This window comes from Massilia sp. GER05, from assembly GCF_052056005.1.
In the GTDB taxonomy this organism is placed as follows: domain Bacteria; phylum Pseudomonadota; class Gammaproteobacteria; order Burkholderiales; family Burkholderiaceae_D; genus Telluria; species Telluria orientalis.
In genome coordinates, this window is sequence record NZ_CP178858.1 from 2,738,693 (window position 1) to 2,760,375 (window position 21,683).

A 21,683-nucleotide genomic window follows, 5' to 3' on the forward strand; every position below is an offset into this window, starting at 1 on the left:
CAGAATTGCCGCAAAGGAGAGAACATGAGTTGGTTGGAAAAGCTGCTGCCCCCCGGATCCAGCGCTCCGATGCCGCCAAGCGCCAGACCATGCCCGAAGGCCTGTGGGTCAAGTGCCCGTCGTGCGAGTCGGTCCTGTACCGCGCCGACCTGGAGTCGAACCTGCATGTCTGCCCGAAATGCAGCCACCACATGCGCATCCGCGCCCGCGAGCGCCTCGACGCGCTGCTCGACGAGGGCGGCCGCTATGAGATCGGCCAGGACGTGCTGCCGGTCGATACCCTCAAGTTCAAAGACAGCAAGAAATATCCTGACCGTCTGAAGGACGCGATGGAAGCCACCGGCGAGACCGATTCGATGGTCGTGCAGGGCGGTTCGATCATGAGCCTGCCGGTCGTGGTCGCCTGTTTCGCCTACGAATTCATGGCCGGCACGATGGGGTCCGTGAACGGCGAGCGCTTCGTGCGCGGCGCCCAGGTAGCGCTCGAGCAGAAAGTGCCGTTCATCTGCATTACCGCCAGCGGCGGCGCGCGCATGCAGGAAGGCCTGTTGTCGCTGATGCAGATGGCCAAGACCACCTCGATGCTGACCAAGCTGGCCGAGAAAAAACTGCCGTTCATCAGCGTGCTGACCGACCCGACGACGGGCGGCGTGTCCGCTTCGTTCGCGTTCATGGGCGACGTCGTCATCGCCGAACCGAAGGCGCTGATCGGCTTTGCCGGCCCGCGCGTGATCGAGAACACGGTGCGCGAAAAACTGCCGGAAGGCTTCCAGCGTTCCGAGTTCCTGCTGCAAAAAGGCGCCATCGACATGATCGTCGACCGCCGCAAGATGCGCGAAGAAATTGCGCAGCTGCTCGCCCTGCTGCAAAGCCAGCCGGCCGACGTCATCGCTTGATTCGCTGTCACCGCGCGGCCGGCTGCTTGTGCAAAGCAGCCGGCCGCGCGCATTCCGGAAGCCATCCCATGCCTAACCTGCCGACTACCTTGCCCGACTGGCTGGCGCTGCTCGAGTCGCGCCATGCCGAAACCCACATCGACATGGGCCTGGACCGTGTGCGCACCGTCAAGGAGCGCATGAGCCTCGCCTTTTCCTGCCCCGTGATCATGGTCGCGGGCACCAACGGCAAGGGCTCGACCTGCGCCATGCTGGAAGCCATCCTGCTGCAGAGCGGCTACAAGGTCGGCCTGTACATCAAGCCGCACTTCCTCGACTTCAACGAGCGCGCCCGCACCAACGGCGAAATGGCCAGCGACGACAAGCTCATCGCCGCCTTCAACGACGTCGAGGCGCGCCGCGGCGACATCGACCTCACGTACTTCGAATTCACGACGCTCGCGATCATGCACCTGCTGTCGACGTCCGGCGTCGACGTGGCGATCCTGGAAGTGGGCCTCGGCGGCCGCCTGGATGCCGTGAACGTGGTCGATGCGGACGTGTCCATCGTCACGAGCATCGACATCGACCACAAGGATTATCTGGGCGACACGCGCGAAGAGATCGGCTTCGAGAAGGCCGGCATCTTCCGTCCCGGGAAGCCCGCGATCTGCAGCGATCCGCAGCCGCCGCAAGCGCTGATCAAGCATGCGGAAGACATCGGTGCCGACCTGTGGCTGCTGGGCCGCGATTTCAACTACCAGGGCGACAAGCAGCAGTGGGCCTACGGCGGCCGCACGCAGCGCCGCAATTCGCTCGCGTATCCGGCGCTGCGCGGTGCCAACCAGCTGCTGAACGCATCGGCCGCGCTGGCCGCGCTGGAAGCGTTGCGCAACGTGCTGCCGGTCGGCGCTCAGGAAACGCGCGCGGGCCTCGCGATGGTCGAATTGCCGGGCCGCTTCCAGGTGCTGGCGGGCCGTCCGACGACGGTCCTCGACGTCGCGCACAACCCGCACGCGGCCGCGACGCTCGCCCAGAACCTGGGCAACATGGGATTCCACCGGTTCACGTACGCCGTGTTCGGCATCATGCAGGACAAGGACATCGATGCGGTCGTCGCCCATCTCGCGCCGAACATCGACCACTGGTGCGTGACGGCGCTGCCGTCGCCCCGGTCGGCGGACCCGGCCGTGCTGGCCGAGAAGCTGCGGGCATTGAAGCCGAGTGGTGCGAAAGACGACGAATTCTCGGTCAAAACGTTCGCGAATCCGGCCGATGCATTCGCAGATGCAACAAGCCGGGCCGGACAGGATGATAGAATAGTGGTCTTTGGCTCGTTCTATACCGTGGCTGGCGTGATGGCCGCCCGTAAATCCTCTCTTCATTGACGTGACACCGCATGGGCTTGTTCTCTCGTAAAAGCAAGCAGGACCGCCTCGCCGAGGACAGTGGCCGCTTCTACAGCAAGGACGACGACGCCGCGATCGGCGAGCGCGCCCGCGCCAAACGCGCCAGCAATGCCGGTGGCGGCGCATCGCGCCGTCCTGGTGCCGACCCCATGCTTCCCGAAAAGAAGCGCGCCCGGCGCCGTCTCGTCGGCGCCATCGCGCTGGCGCTCGCGGCCGCCGTCGGCCTGCCGATGCTGCTCGATTCCGAGCCCAAGCCGCTCGCCGGCGACATCGCGATCCAGATTCCCGCCAAGGACAAGGCCGCGCCGCTGCCCGTGCCGGCCGCGGATAAAGCCGTGTCCGCCGCGGACAGCGTCGACAAGGGCGAGGAAGTGGTCGACGCACCGCCGCCCGCGCCCGCCGCGAAGGCTCCGGCCGCCGTCGCCGCCGCCAGGCCCGAGAGCGTAGCGACGCAGCCGCCGGCCGTGATCGCGCCGAAACCTGAACCGAAGGTCGAGCACAAGCCCGAACACAAGGAAACGCCCACGGCCGAGCACAAGGATGCAAAGGCCGAAGCGCGCCTCGCCGAGAAGGAAAAGGCGGAACGCGCGAAGGCCGAGCACGAGCGGGCCGAGCACGAGCGGGCCGAGCACGAGAAGGCGGAGCGTCTCGCGCGTGAAGCCCGCGACAAGGCCAAAGCCAAAGCCGAGGAAAAACCCGTGAAGCCGAAGGACGACGCGGCGCGCGCGATGGCGATCCTGGAAGGCAAGGCGGCGGAGAAAAGCAAGCCGGCCGAGGCCTCGTCGCAGCGCTTCGTGCTGCAGGTGGCCGCGCTGTCGAGCCAGGAAAAGGCGGCGGAAGTGCAGGCGAAGCTGCGCGAAGCGGGCATCTCGTCGTACACGCAGAAGACGTCCACCCCTTCCGGCGAACTGATCCGAGTACGTGTCGGCCCCCTGAACAAGGAAGACGCCGAGAAAGTACGCGCCAAGCTGGGCCGCCTGGGCTTGTCCGGCGCCATGACCCCGGTCTGATTCGGTTGAAGCCGTGACGATTTTCGACTACGTGGTGTTGTTCATCCTGATCTCGTCGGTCGTCATCAGCACCATGCGCGGCCTGGTGAAGGAAATCCTGTCGCTGGTCGGCTGGGTGGCGGCCTTCATCGTGGCCAACGCCTTCGGCGCGAAACTGGCACCCATGCTACCATCCGTGATTCCGGGCGAAGCCTTGCGGCTGATCGTTGCCTTCATTGCACTGTTCCTCGGCGTGCGCGTGCTGATGGGCCTGCTGGCCCTCGCGATCAGCGCCCTGATCGAGGCCTCCGGACTGTCCCTGGCCGACCGCGGCCTCGGCGGCCTGTTCGGATTGGGCCGGGGTATTGTGATCGTGCTGGCCGGCGTCATATTGTGCGGGATGACATCCATCCCCCAACAGGCTTTCTGGAAGGACGCGCTGTTCTCGCCCATGGCGGAAACCGGAGCGCGCACAGTCAAACCTTTCTTGCCCGCTGCCTTCGCGCAGCACGTGCAGTTTTGAAACACCCTTTTGTCTAGCTGTCCAAGTTTAGGAGCACACCATGTGTGGCATCGTCGGCGTCGTCTCGCAAGCCCCCGTCAACCAGCTGTTATATGATGCTTTGCTGCTGTTGCAGCATCGCGGTCAGGATGCGGCGGGGATTGCAACCAATCACAGCAGCATGTTCTCGATGTACAAGGCCAATGGCCTCGTGCGTGACGTCTTCCGCACGCGTAACATGCGTTCGCTGCAAGGCAATTCCGGCATCGGCCACTGCCGCTACCCGACCGCCGGTTCGTCCAGCGAAGAGGAAGCGCAGCCGTTCTACGTGAATGCCCCGTTCGGCATCACCCTGGCGCACAACGGCAACCTCACGAACCAGGAACAGCTGAAGGAAGAACTGTTCCGCATCGACCGCCGCCACGTCAACACGAACTCGGACTCGGAAGTCCTGCTGAACGTGCTGGCCCACGAGATCGCCACCGCGGCCGACGGCTACTCACTCGATCCGGACGCCGTGTTCAAGGCCGTCGCGCACGTGCACCGCCGCGTGCGCGGCGCGTACGCCGTCATCGCCCAGATCGCCGGCCACGGCCTGCTCGCGTTCCGCGACCCGTTCGGCATCCGTCCGCTGTGCCTCGGCATCAACGAGACGGAGAATGGCCCCGAATACCTCGTCGCCAGCGAATCCGTCGCGCTGGAAGGCCTGGGCTTCCGCTTCGTGCGCGACATCGCGCCGGGCGAAGCCGTTCTGGGTCGACGCCGAGCGCCAGCTGCACACGCGCCAGTGCGCCGAAAATCCGTCGCTGAACCCGTGCGCGTTCGAATACGTCTACCTTGCGCGGCCCGACTCCGTGATCGACGGCGCGTCCGTGTACGCGACCCGCCTGCGCATGGGCGAATACCTGGCCGAGAAGATCCGCAAGGAGATCCCGGTCGAAGAGATCGACGTCGTGATGCCGATTCCCGATTCGTCGCGTCCGGCCGCGATCCAGCTCGCGCTGAAGCTGGGCGTAGAATACCGCGAAGGCTTCATCAAGAACCGCTACGTCGGCCGCACGTTCATCATGCCGGGCCAGGCGATGCGCAAGAAGTCGGTGCGCCAGAAGCTGAACGCGATCCCGTCCGAATTCAAGGACAAGAACGTGCTGCTCGTCGACGACTCCATCGTGCGCGGCACGACGAGCCGCGAGATCGTGCAGATGGCCCGCGAATCGGGCGCCCGCAAGGTGTTCTTCGCGTCCGCCGCGCCGCCGGTCCTGTACCCGAACGTGTACGGCATCGACATGCCGACGCGCGACGAACTGATCGCCCACGGCCGCACCGTCGAGGAAGTGTGCCGCGAGATCACGGCCGACCGCCTCGTCTACCAGGACCTCGATGCGCTGAAGAAGTCGATCTCCGACGTCAACCCGGCCCTGACGAACGTGGAAGCGTCGTGCTTCGACGGCGTCTACGTCACGGGCGACGTCACGCCGGCCTACCTCGACCAGCTGGAGCACGCGCGCCACAAGTCGTCCGGTAAGTCGTCGGAAGACATCGTGCGCACGCAATTGAACCTGAACCCGCCCGTCGCGGCGGAATGAGCCCGGACGCCGGCGCCTGGCAGGCGTCGGTGCTGTATTGCATTCATCGGGCGCAGCGGGCGCCCGTTTTCATTTCGATACCATGAGCGACACATCCAACTTCGCCAACTACGGCTTCACCACCACCATCCTGCACAACGACCGCAGGAAGTCGATCGAACACAACTCGCTGCACAAGCCGATCCACACGTCGGTCGCGTTCGGCTACACGGATGCGCGCCAGCTCGCGTCCGTCTTCCAGGGCAAGGAACCGGGCTTCCGCTATGGCCGCCAGGGCAACCCGACCGTCAGCGCGCTGGAAGACAAGATCAGCAAGATGGAAGACGGCGTCGCGTCGCTGTGCTTCGGCACCGGCATGGCCGCCATCGGCGCGCTCGCGCAGGCGCTGCTGCGCGCGGGCGACCACGTCGTGTCGTCCTCGTTCCTGTTCGGGAATACCAACAGCCTGTGGAACACGGTGGCCGCGCAGGGCACGGAAGTATCGTTCGTCGATGCGACCGACGTCGCGAACGTGGAAGCCGCGCTGAAGCCGAACACGCGCCTCGTGTTCGTCGAGACGATCGCCAACCCGCGCACGCAGATCGCGGACCTGGCCCGCATCGGTGAGCTGTGCCGCGCGCGCGGCATCCTGTACGTCGTCGACAACACGATGACGACGCCCTACCTGTTCCGTCCGAAGGCGGTCGGCGCGGGCCTCGTCGTGAACGCGCTGACGAAATCGATCGGCGGCCACGGCATGGCGCTGGGCGGCGCGCTGACGGACACCGGCGTGTTCGACTGGAGCGCCTATCCGAACATCGCCGACAACTTCCGCCGCCAGCCGCCCGCCGCGCAGGGCATGGCCCAGCTGCGCGCGAAAGCGCTGCGCGACTTCGGCGCATCGCTGGCGCCGGAAGCGGCTCACCACATCGCGGTCGGCGCCGAAACGCTCGCGCTGCGCATGGAGCGCACGTGCGCGAACGCGCTGGCATTGGCACGCATGCTCGAGGCCGATGATCGCGTCGCCGCCGTCCACTATCCCGGCCTGGAATCGCACCCGCAGCACAAGCTGGCGTCCGAACAGTTCCGCGCGTACGGCTCGCTGTTCAGCTTCGAGCTGAAGGAGGGCATCGACTGCTTCGATTACCTGAACCGCCTGAAGGTCGCGATTCCCGCATCGAACCTGGGCGACACGCGCACGCTCGTCATCCCGGTCGCGCACACGATCTTCTTCGAGATGGGCGCCGAGCGCCGCGCCAGCATGGGCATCGCGGAATCGCTGATCCGCGTGTCCGTGGGTATCGAGGATACGGCCGACCTGCTGGCCGATTTCGGCGCTGCATTGAACGGTTGAGCGGGCGGGGCGCTGCGGTTATGATCGTCCTGTTCCCCATCTTGATTCATAGACTGCACACCCCATGAAGACTGCCCTGTTTTGCGCCGCACTGCTGTGCGGTGGTGTCGCAATCGCCGCCGAGCCCGGCGCGAAATTATCTGTGAAAGGCGCGCCCGCGAAAGGTGCTGCCGCGAAGCCGGCCGCCGTCGCATCGTCCGCCAACGCTGCCGCCGAGCTTGCCGAAGCGGACGCTTTGTTCGCGAAGAAATCGTATCCGGAAGCGCTGGCGAAATACACGAAGCTGGCGAACGCCGGCAACGTGATGGCCCAGCAGCACCTGGGCGAAATGTATTTCTACGGCGAGGCGGGCGGCGTCGACATGGACAAGGCCGCGCAATGGTTCCAGAAGGCGGCCGCGAAGGGCAATGCCGTCGCCATCGCGTCGCTCGAGTTGATGAAGCAGCGCGAGGCGCGCCGTGCCGACCTCGACTACTGGATCGCGAAATACGACGGCTCCGACCTGCGCACGAACGATTACCGTTGCCCGGCGCCGCGCTTCCCGGTCATGTCCAAGGTCAACGAGGAAATCGATTATTACAGCGGCAAGATGAAGGATTGGGAAGCGTGCCACAACCGCTGGGTGAAGCAGCTGAACGCCTCCCTGCCGCTGGCGAAACGCATCCCGGAAGACATCGCGAAGCTGATGACGAAGGATGAGACGGAGAAGGCGAACGCGCACCTGAAGGAAGTCGGCGATCGGCTGGCGGAAGACACCAAGGTGGCCGGCAGGATGGTCGTGGCGGACTTCGACGCCTGGCGCGCGGGCACGGAAGCCTATGTCAAGGAACACAACGAGATGGTCAAGAACGCGCCGCCGCCGGATAACGACAAGTGATGTCTAGCGGCCGCATGTGAAATGGCCGCGGTTCGGCAGGCCGGGGCCGGACTTCTCCTGGAAGAGCACGCCTTGCTCGCCTTTCGCGGTCGTGCGCTTGCCCTGGCCGAGCGCCGTGACGTTGCCGGCACCCGTCGGCGCTCGTTCGGCGCATGCGGCGCGCCATGTGACCAGCGGTGCCAGGCCGTCCAGGCTGATGGCGGCCGGGCAGCGCGTCAGAACAGTGCTGGAAAACATGGTAAGGATCCCGATGTCAGGTTGCGAGGCGGTGTAGGGGAGCCTTGTCGAAGCCGCAACTCTGTCGCCGTTGTTTGCAACTAATCGACATGAGGCGTACGCATAACCCGGGTGATAACGCCTTGCTGTATCATGCGGCTCCTGAAAACGAAGCCTGCATATGCTCATCATCACCATCAAACAGGGCAAGGAAAAAAGCCTGCTGTCCGGCGATCCATGGATTTATTTGTCCGCCATCGAGAAAGTCGAGGGACGGCCCCAGGAGCGCGGCAAACCCGGCGTCACTGCAATCGTGCAGTCGTCGGCACGCCAGTTTCTGGCGCGCGCGGCCTATAACGCCAAGTCGCAGATCGCGGCCCGCGTCTGGACCCTGCGCGAGGACGAGCCGGTCGATCACGCCATGATGAAACGGCGCGTGCAGGCCGCGGTCGCGCGGCGCGCCGTCGCCGTGCGCAACGCCGATCCGCAAGCCCTGACCCTGGTGATCGATGGCGAAAAAGACGGCCTGCCGGGGCTGCTGGTGCACAGCTATGGCGGGACCGGCGGTTACCTGGTGTGCCAGTTCAACGCTGCCGGTGTCGACGCGTGGAAAGTGACCATCGTGCAGGCCCTGCTCGCGGCCACGGGTTGTTCCAATGTATTCGAACGCAGCGACGAGCTGTTGCGCAAAGGGGAGGGGCTACCTGTCATCTGGCGCGCCCTGGCCGGCGACGAGCCGCCGCAGCGCCTGATGGTGCGTGACGGCAGCCGGCTGCTGCCGACGGATATCCGTACCGGTTTCGTCTATCCGCGCTGAGCGCACGATAAAACGACGAGGCCCGCATGACGCGGGCCTGTGTGCAGGTGGGAGGTTAGTGCCAGGACCGCAAGAGTCCGACCGCCAGGCCTTCCAGTGCGAACTCGTCGGTCCTCGGATCGACGGTAATCACGGAAAAGTCCGGATTCTCCGGCAACAGTTCGATCGTGGAACCGGTCTTGCGGTAGCGCTTGACCGTCACTTCGTCGCCGATGCGGGCGACGACGATCTGGCCATTCTTCGCGTTGTCGACCTTCTTGACGGCGAGGAAGTCGCCGTCGCAGATGCCGGCGTCGCGCATCGACCAGCCCTTGACCTTCAACAGGAAGTCGGGCTTGCTCGAGAACATGGCCGGATCGACCGAATAGGTCGCTTCGACGTGTTCCTGGGCGAGGATGGGCGAACCCGCCGCGACGCGGCCGACGAGCGGCAGCGACATCAGGTTCGGCGGAATCGGCGGCACGAAGGCAGGCACTGCGGCCGCAGCGGCGGCCTTGGATTCGACGGACTGGCCGACGAGGCGGATACCGCGCGAGGTACCCGGGGAAATTTCGATCGCGCCTTTACGGGCCAGGGCCTGCAGGTGTTCCTCGGCGGCATTGGCCGAGCGGAAGCCAAGCTCCTGGGCGATTTCGGCGCGGGTCGGCGGGAAGCCGGTGTTGTCGATGGCTTCCTTGATCAGGTTGAGGATCTGTTCTTGCCGTGCGGTGAGCTTAAGCATGTTCGTCTTCGTTGGTACGGGGTCAGACTGTATTTTTGTACAGTATTGCGCCACGCGCAAGGGGATTTCAAGTTTTTTTTGCGCTGCGGTACGCAGCGCACGTCCACAACCTTTTGAGGTGCGGCACGCAGCGCACGTCCATAACCATTTGCGGTGCGGTACGCGGCGCACGTGCACAGTCCCATTGAGCACTTGACGGTTTTGCTGTTATAATGTTGGGCTTTCCCTTCCCACACTCGTCTTGACGCCGAGGTGGGCATTTGTTTAAACGTCCTTAAGGAGTGTTTCATGCGTCATTATGAAATCGTGTTTATCGTCCACCCGGACCAGAGCGAGCAGGTCCCGGCGATGATCGAACGCTACAAGACTACGGTCACCTCGCGCGGCGGCAACATCCACCGCGTCGAAGATTGGGGCCGTCGTCAAATGGCTTACCAGATCCAGAAGCTGCCGAAGGCACACTACATCTGCCTGAACATCGAGTGCGACAACGAGACCCTGGTCGAGCTGGAAACCGCATTCAAATTCAATGATGCCGTGCTGCGTCACCTGACCGTGAAGATGAAGAAAGCTGAAACCGCACCGTCGCCGATGATGAAGTCGGTCCAGCGCGAAGACGCAGCCAAGAGCCACCGCGCCGAGCAGGCCGCCGCTCCGGCCGCCGCAGCCTAAATCTCGCGGGAGCACCGAGCTGTAATACGTGAACGAGCTGTCCCTGGTCGCAAGCATCCTGGAACGCGACGTCCTGCGCTACACCCCGGCCGGCATCCCCATCGTGGGCGGCATCCTGCAACACGGATCGACGCAGACGGAGGCGAGGATGGACAGGCAGGTCGAATTCGAGATTTCCGCGGTTGCCGCGGGCGAGATTTCGGGACGATTTGCCAACGCCGAGTTGGGTGCGATGTACCGCTTCACGGGATTCTTGGCCAGGAAAAGTCGTCACAGCAAAAGCTTGGTGTTTCACATCATTGATTTCAGTGCCGCATAAGCAGTAAGAAACTGCGGGTTGCGGGCACGTTTATAGATAGATACAGGAGCCTCAAAATGGCATTCGGTAAAAAGTTCGACAAAAACAAAGCTAAGCTCAAAGAGAAGCGCAAACAGCAGAACCCGCTGTTCAAGCGCAAGAAATTCTGCCGCTTCACCGCTGCAGGCGTGGAACAGGTTGACTACAAAGACGTCGACACCCTGAAGGATTTCGTCCAGGAAAACGGCAAGATCATGCCGGCACGCCTCACCGGCACCAAGGCTCACTACCAGCGTCAAGTGGACACCGCCATCAAGCGCGCCCGTTACCTGGCTCTGCTGCCGTACACCGACCTGCACAACGCTTAATCGTCGGTTACGACATCGAAGCATAGTCAGATTACTGGAGAATAAAATGCAAGTTATCCTGCTGGAAAAAGTCGTCAACGTCGGCAACCTGGGCGACGTCGTCAAGGTCAAGGACGGTTACGCCCGTAACTTCCTGATCCCGCAAAAAATGGCCCGTCGTGCAACGCAAGCTGCCGTGGCTGAATTCGAAGTCAAGCGCGCCGAACTGGAAAAAGCAGCTGCCGAGAAACTGGCTGCCGCTCAAGGCCAGGGCGACAAGCTGAACGGCATGACCGTCACCATCGCCCAGAAAGCCGGCGTCGACGGTCGTCTGTTCGGTTCCGTGACCAACTTCGACATCGCTGAAGCCCTGACCAAGCAAGGTTTCGCCGTCGAAAAGGCACAAGTGCGCATGCCGACCGGTCCGCTGAAGACCACCGGCGAGCACCCGGTGTCGGTCGCTCTGCACACCGACGTCGTGGTGGAAATCACCATCGCTGTCGTGGGCGAAGCCGCCTGATAAGAGTTTCAAGTAATACCGTCGTCCCCGCGCAGGCGGGGACCCAAGTTGCGACTTCGGATGCAAAGCTTGGGTCCCCGCCTCTGCGGGGACGTTTTTTTTTGCAACAGCAAAAAAAATTCGTTTTTGGAAACTCACCAATGATTTCAGCGCCTGATCGGGAACGGGTATAATGCCGGCCATGAACACCTCAGCAGACCCGCAGATCGAGTCGCTCCGCATCCCCCCGCATTCCATCGAAGCAGAACAGTCCGTCATTGGCGGCCTGCTGCGCGATAACGCGGCGTGGGACCGCATTGCCGACTTCATGCATGCGGAGGATTTTTACCGCTACGACCACCGGATCATCTTCGAACAGATGGTCCGCCTGATCAATGCCGGCAAGCCTGCCGACGTGATCACGGTGTACGAGGCGCTCGTCCAGCTCGGCAAGGCCGAGGACGTCGGCGGCCTCCAGTACCTGAATGCGATGGCGCAGAACACGCCATCCGCCGCCAACATCCGCCGTTATGCCGAGATCGTCCGCGATCGCGGCGTGTTGCGTCAGTTGATCACCGTCGCCGACGAGGTGTCCGGCAAGGCCTTCAATCCGCAAGGTGCCGAGGTCAAGCAGATCCTCGACGAGGCGGAATCGCGCATCTTCGCGATCGCCGAGCAGGGCGCCCGCGGCGCCCAGGGCTGGCTGCCCGTCCAGCCGCTGCTGACCCAGGTGGTCGAGCGCGTGGACGAGCTGTACAGCCGCGACAACCAGGGCGAGATCACCGGCGTCCCGACGGGCTTCACCGATCTCGACAAGATGACGTCCGGCCTGCAGCCGGGCGACCTCGTCATCGTCGCCGGCCGTCCGTCGATGGGCAAGACCGCGTTCTCCGTCAACATCGGCGAAAGCGTGGCCGTCGATGCCGGCCTGCCGGTCGCGATCTTCTCGATGGAGATGGGCGGCGTGCAGCTGGCGATGCGTATGCTCGGCTCCATCGGCCAGCTCGACCAGCACCGCCTGCGTACCGGCAAGCTGCTGGACGAGGATTGGCCGCGCCTGACGCACGCGATCCAGAAGATGAACGATGCGCAGATCTTCATCGACGAAACGCCGGCGCTGAACCCGATCGAGATGCGCGCCCGCGCGCGCCGCCTGGCCCGCCAGTGCGGCAAGCTGGGCCTGATCATCGTCGACTACCTGCAGCTGATGCAGGGTTCCAAGCCGGGCGACAACCGCGCGTCCGAGATCTCGGAGATCTCGCGTAGCCTGAAGGGCCTGGCGAAGGAGCTGGGATGCCCGGTGATCGCGCTGTCACAGCTGAATCGCTCGCTGGAACAACGCCCCAACAAGCGTCCCGTGATGTCCGACCTGCGCGAATCGGGCGCTATCGAACAGGATGCGGACGTGATCATCTTCCTGTATCGTGACGAAGTTTACAACCCGGACTCGCCCGACAAAGGCACTGCCGAGATCATTATCGGCAAACAGCGTAACGGCCCGATCGGCGCCATTCGCGTGACCTGGATGGGCATGTACACCAAGTTCGGCAATTACACCGGCAACCTGAGTGTTTATCAGGGCGATTAAGCCGGGAGCAGTCAACGATCGCGGCATCGCCGCGACTTTCAAAGAAGTCCCAAGAGATTTACCCAACGGAGAACCTATGTTTGGACGCCTGATGCCCACGGAGGGCAAATTTTTCGACCTGTTCAACCAGCACGCCGCGTTGTGCGTGAAGGGTGCACAAGAGATGGTCGGCCTGATGACCAACTTCGACGACCTGGAAAACCGCACGCACGCCGTGGAGAGCATCGAAAAACAGGCGGACAAGGTCACCTACCAGTGCGTGGACCTGCTGCACAAGACGTTCATCACGCCGCTCGACCGTGACGACATCCACAAGCTGATCACCCGCATGGACGACATCCTCGACATGATGGAGGACGCCGCCCAGACCATCTCGCTGTACGACCTGCACGCCGTCACGCCGGAAGCGAAGCGCCTGGCCGAGCTGTGCCTGGCGTGCTGCGAAAAGGTCCAGCAGGCCGTCGGCATGCTGCACAACATGGACAACGCCCAGAAGATGGTCGCCATCTGCGAAGAGATCGATCGCCTGGAATCGGACGCCGACCACGTGATGCGCGCCGCCATGTCCAAGCTGTTCCGCGACGAACCGGATGTGCGCAACCTGATCAAGATGAAGGCCATCTACGAAATCCTCGAGACCGTGACCGACCGCTGCGAAGACGTTGCCAACATCATCGAAGGCATCATCGTCGAGAACGCGTAACGACCGGAACAACAAGAACAACATGAACTCTCTTCATATCAGCATTTATGTGCTGGGCCTGCTCGTCTTTTTAGCGCTGGTCTTCGACTTCATGAACGGCTTCCACGACGCCGCCAACGCGATCGCGACGGTGGTGTCGACCGGTGTGCTGCGTCCGCAGACGGCCGTCGCGATGTCCGCGATGTTCAACTTCGTCGCCATCTTCACCGTCGGCCTGCACGTGGCGTCGACGGTGGGCAAGGGCACCGTCGACCCGCACATCGTCGACCACTACGTCGTGTTCGGAGCGCTCGTCGGCGCCATCATCTGGAACATCATCACGTGGTACTACGGCATCCCGTCGTCGTCCTCGCACGCCCTGATCGGCGGCCTGGTGGGTGCGGCCGTCGCCAAGAGCGGCACCGGCGCGCTGGTCGGCGGCGGCCTGCTCAAGACCGTGCAATGGATCATCCTGTCGCCGCTGCTGGGCTTCATCCTCGGTTCGCTCGTGATGCTGGCCGTGTCGTGGATCTTCGTGCGCACCCCGCCGCGCAAGGTCGACACGTGGTTCCGCCGCCTGCAGCTGTTCTCGGCCGCGGCCTACAGCCTGGGCCACGGCGGCAACGACGCGCAGAAGACCATCGGCATCATCTGGATGCTGCTGATCGTGGCCGGCGTCTCCAATGCCGGCGACGCCGCGCCCCCGCTGTGGGTGATCATCTCCTGCTATACGGCGATCTCGCTCGGCACGCTGTTCGGCGGCTGGCGCATCGTGCGCACGATGGGCCAGAAGATCACCAAGCTCAAGCCGGTCGGCGGCTTTTGCGCGGAATCGGGCGGCGCCATCACGCTGTTCCTCGCCAGTGCGATCGGCGTACCGGTGTCGACGACGCACACCATCACGGGCGCCATCGTCGGTGTCGGCTCGGCGCAGAAGGCGTCGGCCGTGCGCTGGGGCGTGGCCGGCAACATCGTATGGGCCTGGGTCTTCACCATCCCCGCGTCGGCGTTCATGGCGGCGATTGCGTGGTGGATCGGTACGCACATCCTGTAAGCGCATCGCGCCACCATCGAAAAGCAGCCTGCGGGCTGCTTTTTTATTTCCCAAACCCGCAGTCAATCCCCAGCTTTAGGAAATTGCCCAAATTCGGGGTCAGAGCACATTTTCCCGCAGATTCGGGGTCAGAGCACTTTTTCAAAAGATGCGCAGAAGCGACGCTGCTACGATCACTGACCGCGGTGGTCGTCGTTTTGTGCCCGCAGCGCACTCGAAATTTCTTGCAGTTTCTTCCCTCAAAAAGGGCTCTGACCCCGAACCTGGTTTTTGCGCCACATTTCGGAGTTTCCTTTTCATTTTTGCTAACGTCGGTAGTAATATTACAGGCGATCGTCGGCCAGCGTTGCCGTCCGGGCCACGCCCGCCGGTCAGAATAAGAATGAAGAGGGGACAATATGATATTCGGAAGTAGTTTGACTTCATGGCTGGGGCTCGCCGCGGCCGCCTGCGCCAGCATGCTGCTGGCCGGTTGCGGCGCCGGCGATTCCGGCCAGCAGGCCACCCAGTCCGGCACCCGGCTGCTGGCGGCCAGTGCCACCACGGCCGCACCCGTCGCGCCGGGCAGCATTCGCATGCACTTCCACCGCGTCCAGAACGACACGGCCCAGTGGGGCGTATATTCGTGGGATGGTCCGCAGCATCCGAGTTCGGCGTGGATCAGCGACCGCTTCATGTTCACCGGTACCGACGGGTTTGGCGGCTACGTGGATATTCCGCTGGCCGCGGGAAAGAGCGCGATCTGGTTCCTCGTCACCGACGGCAACGGCAGCAAGAATTGCGGCGCCGACCAGCACGCCGACCTGGATGCCGATGTCGCCACGAAGGGCCAGGAAGCCTGGATGCTGGAGGGCGACTGCACCGTGTACGCCACCCAGCCTGCATTCAGCTTCGGCAATCTCGCCTTCGCCAACGCCCAGTGGCTCACCAGCACGACGCTGGCCTGGCCGGGCGTGCCCACCGGCGCCAGCTACAAACTGTTCTACGCGGCGAACGGCGGCCTGGCGCCGACCCAGGGCGGTGACGTGGGCCTGACGGGCGCCGAACGCGCCTTCGACCTCACCGTATCCGCGCTACCGGACGCCATTCGCCAGAAATATCCGCACCTGGCCGGCGCGACCGGCCTGCGCCTGAACGACGCCGATGCGGCCAGGGTCGCATCGCTGGTCAGCGGCCAGTTCGCCATCGCCCAGTACGACGGCGCCGGCAACCTCGTGCAGGTGACGTCGCTGCAGACGGCCGGCCTGCTGGACGATCTGTACGCGGCGCAGGCGGCGCAGGCCCAGCTGGGCGTGACGTTCGACCGCAGCGGCCGCGCGACGTTCCGCGTGTGGGCGCCGACGGCGAAATCCGTCGCGCTGAACCTGTACGCGAGCGCGAACGCGGCGACCGCCACGACCGTCCCGATGACGCGCGACGCGGCCAGCGGCGTGTGGAGCACCACGTCGAACGACCCGACGCTCGCCAACCGCGCCTACTACACGTACACCGTGCAGGTGCTGTCGCGCTGGGCGGACAACAAGATCGTGACGAACACCGTGACCGATCCGTATTCGCTGAGCCTCTCCGCGAACAGCGCGCGCAGCTTCGTCGCGAACCTCGACAGCCCGCAACTGAAGCCGGCCGGCTGGGACGACCAGCGCATCCCGAAACTCGATGCGCCCACCGACATCGCGCTGTACGAGCTGCACATCCGCGACTTCTCGGCGGCCGACACCACCGTGCCGGCCGCCCACCGCGGCAAATACCTGGCCTTCACGGACGGCGACGCCAACGGCATGCGCCACCTGAAATCGCTGCAGAAGGCGGGCATGACGCACGTGCACCTGATGCCGAGTTTCGACATTGCCAGCGTCAACGAAAAGGGCTGCGTCACCCCGAGCATCCCCAATGCCGGCGCGGATTCGACCGCGCAGCAGTCCGCGGTGGCCGCCGTGGCGGATACGGACTGCTTCAACTGGGGCTACGATCCGGTCCACTACAATGCGCCGGAAGGCAGCTATGCGACGGATGCCGACGACGGCGCCGTGCGCGTGCGCGAGTTCCGCGCGATGGTGCAGGCGCTGCACGAGACCGGCCTGCGCGTGACGATGGACGTCGTGTACAACCACACGAGCCAGTCGCAGCAAGGCCCGCTGTCGGTCCTCGACCGCATCGTGCCGACCTATTACTACCGCCTCGCCAACGACGGCCACATCCTGAACGACAGCTGCTGCGCCGACACCGCGCAGGAAAACGCCATGATGGGCAAGCTGATCATCGATTCCGTGTCGCTGTGGGCGCGCCAGTACAAGGTCGACAGCTTCCGCTTCGACATCATGGGCCTGTCGCCGCTGGATCTCATCAAGCGCCTGCAGGTCAGCGTCAACCAGGCCGCGGGCCGCGACATCTACCTGTACGGCGAAGCGTGGAACTTCGGCGCCGTCGGCAACGACGCCCGTTTCGTGCAGGCGCGCCAGGCCAACATGGCGGGCACCGGCATCGGCTCGTTCAACGACCGCATGCGCGACACCGTGCGCGGCGGCGGCTGCTGCGACGGCGGCCAGGCACTGGTCAAGGAGCAGGGCTTCATCAACGGCGTGTACACGGACCCGAACGCGCTGTCGACGCAGACTCGCGACGATGCGCTGCGCCTCGCGGACCTCGTACGCGTCGCGCTGTCCGGCACGTTGCGCGACTACCGCTTCACGGACCGCTTCGGCAACGAGCGCACGAACGCGCAGATCGATTACTTCGGCCAGCAGGCCGGCTTCGCGGCGAGTCCGGCCGAGACGATCAACTACATCGAGGCGCACGACAACCAGACGCTGTTCGACATCAACGCGTTCCGCCTGCCGCAATCGACGCCGCTGTCCGACCGCGTGCGCGTGCAGACTCTCGGCGCCGCGATCAACGTGCTGGCGCAGGGTATTCCGTTCTTCCACGCCGGCCAGGAAATCCTGCGCTCGAAATCGCTCGACCGCGACAGCTACAACGCGGGCGACTGGTTCAACAAGCTGGATTACAGCTACGCATCCAACAACTTCGGCGTCGGCCTGCCGATGGCGGGGCAGAACCAGGACAACTGGTCGCTGATGGCGCCGGTGCTCGCCAACCCGCTGATCAAGCCGGACACGCGCGCGATCCTCGCCGCGAAGAACGTGTTCGAAGACTTCCTCGCGATCCGCGCGGACAGCACGCTGTTCCGCCTGCGCACGGCGCAGGACGTGATTGACCGCCTGAAGTTCTACAACGTGGGACCGAACCAGGTGCCGGGCCTCGTCGCGCTGAGCATCGACGGTACGCGCTATCCGGGCGCCCAGTACAAGGCGGTCGTCGTCGTGTTCAACGTCGACAAGATCCCGAAGACGATCGCGATCCCGGAACTGAAGGGCCGCAAGCTGCAGCTGCACCGTATCCAGCGCAACGGCAGCGACGACATGGCGAAGGCGTCGTACTTCGAGCGCAACAGCGGCATCTTCGCGATCCCGGCGCGCACGGCGGCCGTGTTCGTACAGAACGCGAACGACTGATCGGGGGTAATGAAAAGGGCCGGGGATGCGATCTCCGGCCCTTTTGCCATGGCGTGCCGCGGCTCAGGGCTTGCCGGCTGCCCAGTTGTTGGTGCCGCTGCCGTTGGTGCGGTCGTTCTCGAGCGCCTGCTTGTCGACGATCGTCAGGTTGTCCGTGCGGCTCGGCGCCTTGCGCGGGATGAGGGTTCCGGTCGGCGTGTAGCTCGAATCGAGGTAGGTGTTGCCACCTTGCGCCGGTTTGGCGCCGTCGGCGGCGCAGCCGGACAGCAGGGTGACGGTGGCCGCAAGGATCGGCGGAACGATGCGATTCATTTCGTTACTCTCCTGTGGTGAGTTGCGGTTGGCAGGTCATTTGATGCAGACGGCACGCACCATCTTGATGTCGGTGACGCCGCCCAGGATCTTCTCGATGCCGTCCATTTTCAGGGTCAGCATCCCGTCCTCCAGCGCGGCCGCGAGCAGGTCGGCCACGCGCGCGTGCTCGGTCAGCAGGCGTTTGATTCGCTCGCTGCCCAGCATCAGTTCATGCAGGCCGACGCGCCCGCGGTATCCCTTGTTGCACTCGGCGCAGCCCACGGCGCGGTACAACGTGAAACGTCCCGTGGCGTCGCCGTGGCGCTGGCGCCAGCCGGCCAGCACGGCCGCGCGCGCGGCCTGCGGGTCCGTCTTGTACAAGGCCTGGCCGCGCAGCTCTTCGCAGTACTCGTCGAGCAGCGTCTCCACCTCGGCGTCGTCCGGGCGGTAGGGCTGGCGGCACGCGGTGCACAGGCGGCGCGCCAGGCGCTGCGCCAGGATGCCCAGCAGGGCGTCGGCAAAATTGAATGGGTCCATGCCCATGTCGAGCAGGCGCACGACCGATTCCGGCGCGCTGTTCGTGTGCAGGGTCGAGAACACGAGGTGGCCCGTCAGCGAGGCCTCGATGCCCGTGCTGACGGTCTCGCGGTCGCGCATCTCGCCGACCATGATCACGTCCGGATCGGCGCGCAGGAAAGCGCGCATGACGGTGGCGAAGTCGAGGCCCGTCTTGCGGTTGACCTGCACCTGGCGCAGGCCCTTCTGGGTGATCTCGACCGGGTCCTCGGCCGTCCAGATCTTGGTCTCCGGCGTGTTCAGGTGCGCGAGGATCGAGTGCAGGGTCGTCGTCTTGCCCGAGCCGGTCGGCCCGCACACGAAGAACAGGCCGTACGGCTTGGCGACGGCGGCCTTCAGGCGCGCCAGGTTGTGCGGCAGGATGCCCAGGCTGTCGAGCGGGATCGGTTCGCCGGCCTGCAGGATGCGCATCACGACGTCCTCGACGCCGCCGCTGGACGGGATCGTCGCCACGCGCAGCTCGATGTCGAGCGGGCCGTACTTGCGGAAGCGGATCTTGCCGTCCTGCGGCTTGCGCCGCTCGGAGATGTCGAGGTCGCACATGATTTTGACGCGCGCGACGAGGGCGTTGCGGTAGCTGGACGGGATCTCGATGTACGGCACCAGTACGCCATCCTTGCGGAAGCGGATGCCCGTCTTGCCGCGGCCCGGCTGCGGCTCGATGTGGATGTCGGACGCGCCCTGGCGGTGCGCGTCGACGATGATCCGGTTCAGCAGCTTCACCAGTTCGTTCTCGACGGCGGCCGAGACCTCGGTGCTGCCGCCCTCCGTCTCCTCGTCCGGATCGCCGTCCTCGTCCAGGTGCGACAGCAGTTCGCCCACGCTCGTGTCGTCGGCCACCGCGCCGCCGAAGAACTGGGCCACGGTCTGGCGCAGGTCGTGGCGGGTCGTCACGCGCCACGCGATGCGCGCGCGGCCGAACACCTGCGCGGCGATGTGGCTGGCCGCCACGCGTTCCGGGTCCAGCGCCATCAGCACGAGGCCGTCGGGGCCATCTTCCAGCGGCAGCCAGCCGTGTTCGAGCGCGTATTGCGGCTTCAGGTTGCGCAGCAGCTCGACGGGTTTTACACGCTCGGCGCGGAACGGTTCGTAGGGCAGGCCGCAGTATGCCGCCAACGCCTCACCGATCTGGGTCGGCTTCAGGTGGAAGTCGGACAACAGCACGTCCTCGATGTCGGCATCGCGCTCGCGCGCGAGGCGCGTGGCCAGTTCCAGTTCCTGCACGGCGAGGACCGCGCGCGCGACGAGGGCATCGTAGCGGCCGCGCGGCAGCGGGGCGCGCAGGCGCTGGCTGAACGCGACGACCAGGGTGTCGCACAACTGCTTCACGCCGTCCAGGCACAACTGGGGGAACGGGCCGCCGGCGCGGTGGTTGATGAACTGGACGACGCCGAGCAGCGCGCCGCCGGCGTCGATCAGCGGCGCCACCAGCATCTCGCGCGTGCGGTAGCCCGTGCGCTGGTCGACGCCGCGCTGGAAGCGCAGCGTGGGTGCCAGGCGCCGCAGTTCGGCCTCGTCGTAGACGTCGGCGATGTTGACGGTCGCGCGCGCCAGCGCCGCGAAGCCGGCGATGGAGCCGGGGCCGATCGGCAGCTGCAGGTGACGGATTTCGGACAGGCCGGTCTTGACCTTGGCGACGAGGGCGTCCTGCGCCGGTGTGACGGCGTACAGGGTAAAGCGGTCGGCATCGAACAGGTCGCAGAAATCCTGGCCCAGGTCGAGCATGATCTGGTCCAGGTTGGCGGTGGCGTGGATCCTCGTGGTGATCGCCTGCAGGCGGCGCTGGAAGTCCAGGCGCCGCGCCGTGTCGTCGGGCGCGCGCCGGTCTCCCTTGCGCTGTTCCACGAAGTCGCCGCTCATCAGAGTTCCACTTCCAGGCCTTCGTAAGCAAGCGTCACGACGAGGCCGTTCAACCGGTCGCGCCAGCGCGTGACGGCCTGCGCGAACACGGTTTCCAGCTCGTCGTCCGAGCGGGTCGGCTCGTGGTGGGTGCAGTACAGGCTGCGCGCGCCGACCTTCAGCGCCAGCGCGATGGCGCCATCGAACGTGCCGTGGCCCCAGCCCTGCTTGGCGGGATATTCCTCGAGCGTGTACGAGCAGTCGGCGACGAGCGCGTCGACGCCTTCCATCGCGTGTTCGATCTCGCGCTCGCGCCGCTCGATCTCGCGCTGGGCCGCGTCGTAGTCCGCGCTGGCGGGGGCGTGCGGATTGAAGAACGGTTCGTGGTCGCCCGTGAAGAACATGGCGCGCCCGTTGCATTCGACGCGGTAGCCCAGGTTCGTCACGGGGTGGTTCATCACGACGTTGTGCACGACCACGTCGCCCACGGCGTGCGGCACGCCGGTGTCCAGGGTCCGGTAATCGATGGTGGCGTCCATCCGTTCCTCGCTGACGGGGAAGTAGCTGTTCTGCAGCTGCACGCCCATCACATGCTCGATGCCCTGGCCGGTGACGGCATCGTGGGCGCCGTGCAGGCAGACCCGCGTGCCCTTCACGAACAGCGGCGTGAAGAAGGGCAGGCCGTGGATGTGGTCCCAATGGCTGTGCGTGATGAAGATGTTGGCGCGTACGGGCGCGCCGTCTTCCGCGCGCCGGCGCATCAGGTGCTGGGCGAGCGCGTAGATCCCCGTGCCGGCGTCCAGCACCACGAGGGTGCCGTCGTCGCCGCGCACCTCGATGCACGTGGTGTTGCCGCCGTAGCGCACGGTACGCGGCCCGGGGGCCGGGATCGATCCGCGTACTCCCCAGAATCTGAATTTCATTAGGACTCCCCTTGCTGTGCAGCCTCGTCGTCTGCTCTGTTTTTTTTGTCGCGGCCAGGCCAGCACCGTTGCAA

19 protein-coding genes and 2 pseudogenes are annotated in these 21,683 nt (G+C 64.9%); 16 read left to right on the forward strand and 5 right to left on the reverse strand.

The features are described from left to right. The first annotated feature begins 24 nt into the window (after positions 1 to 24). The 7 genes and pseudogenes from accD to ACL58G_RS12280 all read left to right on the forward strand — a co-directional run bounded on the left by accD (position 25) and on the right by ACL58G_RS12280 (position 7,571). Positions 25 to 896 (forward strand): annotated as a pseudogene (gene accD / locus ACL58G_RS12250) (acetyl-CoA carboxylase, carboxyltransferase subunit beta). A 68-nt stretch (positions 897 to 964) separates the two neighbouring features. Continuing rightward, positions 965 to 2,263 carry a bifunctional tetrahydrofolate synthase/dihydrofolate synthase gene (gene folC / locus ACL58G_RS12255; RefSeq protein ID WP_440967136.1) on the forward strand — a complete coding sequence of 433 codons (1,299 nt, stop codon included), beginning with the start codon at positions 965 to 967 and terminating at the stop codon, positions 2,261 to 2,263. A gap of 11 nt (positions 2,264 to 2,274) precedes the next feature. Then, the gene (locus ACL58G_RS12260; RefSeq protein WP_440967138.1) at positions 2,275 to 3,294 is read left to right on the forward strand and encodes an SPOR domain-containing protein; all 1,020 of its coding nucleotides are present in this window, start codon (positions 2,275 to 2,277) and stop codon (positions 3,292 to 3,294) included. A 13-nt stretch (positions 3,295 to 3,307) separates the two neighbouring features. Further along, positions 3,308 to 3,796 (forward strand): CvpA family protein, encoded by a 489-nt coding sequence (locus ACL58G_RS12265; RefSeq protein ID WP_056136726.1) that lies wholly within the window; start codon positions 3,308 to 3,310, stop codon positions 3,794 to 3,796. 40 nt (positions 3,797 to 3,836) lie between these two features. Further along, positions 3,837 to 5,361 (forward strand): annotated as a pseudogene (gene purF / locus ACL58G_RS12270) (amidophosphoribosyltransferase). An 82-nt stretch (positions 5,362 to 5,443) separates the two neighbouring features. Beyond that, on the forward strand, positions 5,444 to 6,694 hold the full coding sequence (locus ACL58G_RS12275; RefSeq protein WP_440967140.1) for a cystathionine gamma-synthase family protein: 1,251 nt from the start codon (positions 5,444 to 5,446) through the stop codon (positions 6,692 to 6,694). A 64-nt stretch (positions 6,695 to 6,758) separates the two neighbouring features. Further along, complete coding sequence (locus ACL58G_RS12280; RefSeq protein WP_440967142.1) at positions 6,759 to 7,571, forward strand: tetratricopeptide repeat protein; 813 nt, start codon at positions 6,759 to 6,761, stop codon at positions 7,569 to 7,571. 3 nt (positions 7,572 to 7,574) lie between these two features. On the opposite strand, the gene ACL58G_RS12285 is transcribed toward ACL58G_RS12280, so the two are convergent. Beyond that, entirely contained in the window at positions 7,575 to 7,808 is a 234-nt protein-coding gene (locus ACL58G_RS12285; protein ID WP_440967144.1) for a hypothetical protein, read from the reverse strand. 160 nt (positions 7,809 to 7,968) lie between these two features. Here ACL58G_RS12285 and ACL58G_RS12290 point away from each other — a divergent pair, with 160 nt between their 5' ends. Continuing rightward, positions 7,969 to 8,604 carry an SAM-dependent methyltransferase gene (locus ACL58G_RS12290; protein ID WP_413383836.1) on the forward strand — a complete coding sequence of 212 codons (636 nt, stop codon included), beginning with the start codon at positions 7,969 to 7,971 and terminating at the stop codon, positions 8,602 to 8,604. A gap of 55 nt (positions 8,605 to 8,659) precedes the next feature. Here the strand turns inward: ACL58G_RS12290 and lexA are convergent, their stop codons facing one another. Further along, a complete protein-coding gene (gene lexA, locus ACL58G_RS12295) occupies positions 8,660 to 9,325 on the reverse strand; it encodes a transcriptional repressor LexA (protein ID WP_413337925.1) in 666 nt (221 codons plus the stop codon). A gap of 288 nt (positions 9,326 to 9,613) precedes the next feature. On the opposite strand from lexA, the gene rpsF reads away from it, so the two are divergent. The 8 genes from rpsF to ACL58G_RS12335 all read left to right on the forward strand — a co-directional run bounded on the left by rpsF (position 9,614) and on the right by ACL58G_RS12335 (position 17,977). Beyond that, positions 9,614 to 9,997: a 30S ribosomal protein S6 gene (gene rpsF / locus ACL58G_RS12300; RefSeq protein ID WP_105378247.1), complete on the forward strand. Its 384-nt coding sequence runs from the start codon at positions 9,614 to 9,616 to the stop codon at positions 9,995 to 9,997. 28 nt (positions 9,998 to 10,025) lie between these two features. Further along, positions 10,026 to 10,316: a primosomal replication protein N gene (gene priB / locus ACL58G_RS12305; RefSeq protein WP_413337928.1), complete on the forward strand. Its 291-nt coding sequence runs from the start codon at positions 10,026 to 10,028 to the stop codon at positions 10,314 to 10,316. Between the two features lie 56 nt (positions 10,317 to 10,372). Then, positions 10,373 to 10,663 (forward strand): 30S ribosomal protein S18, encoded by a 291-nt coding sequence (rpsR, locus tag ACL58G_RS12310; RefSeq protein WP_020656854.1) that lies wholly within the window; start codon positions 10,373 to 10,375, stop codon positions 10,661 to 10,663. 46 nt (positions 10,664 to 10,709) lie between these two features. After that, positions 10,710 to 11,162, forward strand: a complete 453-nt coding sequence (rplI, locus tag ACL58G_RS12315) for a 50S ribosomal protein L9 (protein WP_056136742.1) — start codon at positions 10,710 to 10,712, stop codon at positions 11,160 to 11,162. A 181-nt stretch (positions 11,163 to 11,343) separates the two neighbouring features. Then, positions 11,344 to 12,729, forward strand: a complete 1,386-nt coding sequence (locus tag ACL58G_RS12320; RefSeq protein WP_413337931.1) for a replicative DNA helicase — start codon at positions 11,344 to 11,346, stop codon at positions 12,727 to 12,729. A 76-nt stretch (positions 12,730 to 12,805) separates the two neighbouring features. Next, complete coding sequence (locus tag ACL58G_RS12325) at positions 12,806 to 13,432, forward strand: DUF47 domain-containing protein (RefSeq protein ID WP_056136743.1); 627 nt, start codon at positions 12,806 to 12,808, stop codon at positions 13,430 to 13,432. Between the two features lie 22 nt (positions 13,433 to 13,454). Next, positions 13,455 to 14,465, forward strand: a complete 1,011-nt coding sequence (locus tag ACL58G_RS12330; protein WP_413337933.1) for an inorganic phosphate transporter — start codon at positions 13,455 to 13,457, stop codon at positions 14,463 to 14,465. Positions 14,466 to 14,881: 416 nt separating this feature from the next. Then, complete coding sequence (locus ACL58G_RS12335) at positions 14,882 to 17,977, forward strand: alpha-1,6-glucosidase domain-containing protein (RefSeq protein ID WP_440967147.1); 3,096 nt, start codon at positions 14,882 to 14,884, stop codon at positions 17,975 to 17,977. Positions 17,978 to 18,040: 63 nt separating this feature from the next. Here ACL58G_RS12335 and ACL58G_RS12340 read toward each other — a convergent pair whose 3' ends face one another. Genes ACL58G_RS12340 through ACL58G_RS12350 form a run of 3 tightly spaced genes read right to left on the reverse strand, consistent with a single transcriptional unit; the run spans position 18,041 to position 21,609 of the window. Continuing rightward, positions 18,041 to 18,289 carry a hypothetical protein gene (locus ACL58G_RS12340; RefSeq protein WP_440967148.1) on the reverse strand — a complete coding sequence of 83 codons (249 nt, stop codon included), beginning with the start codon at positions 18,287 to 18,289 and terminating at the stop codon, positions 18,041 to 18,043. Between the two features lie 36 nt (positions 18,290 to 18,325). After that, positions 18,326 to 20,707, reverse strand: coding sequence for an ATPase, T2SS/T4P/T4SS family (locus ACL58G_RS12345; RefSeq protein ID WP_440967150.1), 2,382 nt, complete (start codon positions 20,705 to 20,707; stop codon positions 18,326 to 18,328). After that, positions 20,707 to 21,609 (reverse strand): MBL fold metallo-hydrolase, encoded by a 903-nt coding sequence (locus ACL58G_RS12350; protein WP_440967151.1) that lies wholly within the window; start codon positions 21,607 to 21,609, stop codon positions 20,707 to 20,709. The genes ACL58G_RS12345 and ACL58G_RS12350 overlap by 1 nt, the downstream gene beginning before the upstream one ends. Positions 21,610 to 21,683 lie beyond the last annotated feature (74 nt).

Bases quoted from the DNA above. Each gene is read 5' to 3' on its own strand.
- folC (WP_440967136.1), top strand. From the start codon at position 965: ATGCCTAACCTGCCGACTACCTTGCCCGACTGGCTGGCGCTGCTCGAG.
- ACL58G_RS12320 (WP_413337931.1), top strand. From the start codon at position 11,344: ATGAACACCTCAGCAGACCCGCAGATCGAGTCGCTCCGCATCCCCCCG.
- ACL58G_RS12290 (WP_413383836.1), top strand. From the start codon at position 7,969: ATGCTCATCATCACCATCAAACAGGGCAAGGAAAAAAGCCTGCTGTCC.
- ACL58G_RS12340 (WP_440967148.1), bottom strand. From the start codon at position 18,289: ATGAATCGCATCGTTCCGCCGATCCTTGCGGCCACCGTCACCCTGCTG.
- ACL58G_RS12330 (WP_413337933.1), top strand. From the start codon at position 13,455: ATGAACTCTCTTCATATCAGCATTTATGTGCTGGGCCTGCTCGTCTTT.
- rpsF (WP_105378247.1), top strand. From the start codon at position 9,614: ATGCGTCATTATGAAATCGTGTTTATCGTCCACCCGGACCAGAGCGAG.
- ACL58G_RS12325 (WP_056136743.1), top strand. From the start codon at position 12,806: ATGTTTGGACGCCTGATGCCCACGGAGGGCAAATTTTTCGACCTGTTC.
- lexA (WP_413337925.1), bottom strand. From the start codon at position 9,325: ATGCTTAAGCTCACCGCACGGCAAGAACAGATCCTCAACCTGATCAAG.
- ACL58G_RS12345 (WP_440967150.1), bottom strand. From the start codon at position 20,707: ATGAGCGGCGACTTCGTGGAACAGCGCAAGGGAGACCGGCGCGCGCCC.
- ACL58G_RS12350 (WP_440967151.1), bottom strand. From the start codon at position 21,609: ATGAAATTCAGATTCTGGGGAGTACGCGGATCGATCCCGGCCCCCGGG.
- ACL58G_RS12260 (WP_440967138.1), top strand. From the start codon at position 2,275: ATGGGCTTGTTCTCTCGTAAAAGCAAGCAGGACCGCCTCGCCGAGGAC.
- rpsR (WP_020656854.1), top strand. From the start codon at position 10,373: ATGGCATTCGGTAAAAAGTTCGACAAAAACAAAGCTAAGCTCAAAGAG.
- ACL58G_RS12285 (WP_440967144.1), bottom strand. From the start codon at position 7,808: ATGTTTTCCAGCACTGTTCTGACGCGCTGCCCGGCCGCCATCAGCCTG.
- rplI (WP_056136742.1), top strand. From the start codon at position 10,710: ATGCAAGTTATCCTGCTGGAAAAAGTCGTCAACGTCGGCAACCTGGGC.
- ACL58G_RS12280 (WP_440967142.1), top strand. From the start codon at position 6,759: ATGAAGACTGCCCTGTTTTGCGCCGCACTGCTGTGCGGTGGTGTCGCA.
- ACL58G_RS12275 (WP_440967140.1), top strand. From the start codon at position 5,444: ATGAGCGACACATCCAACTTCGCCAACTACGGCTTCACCACCACCATC.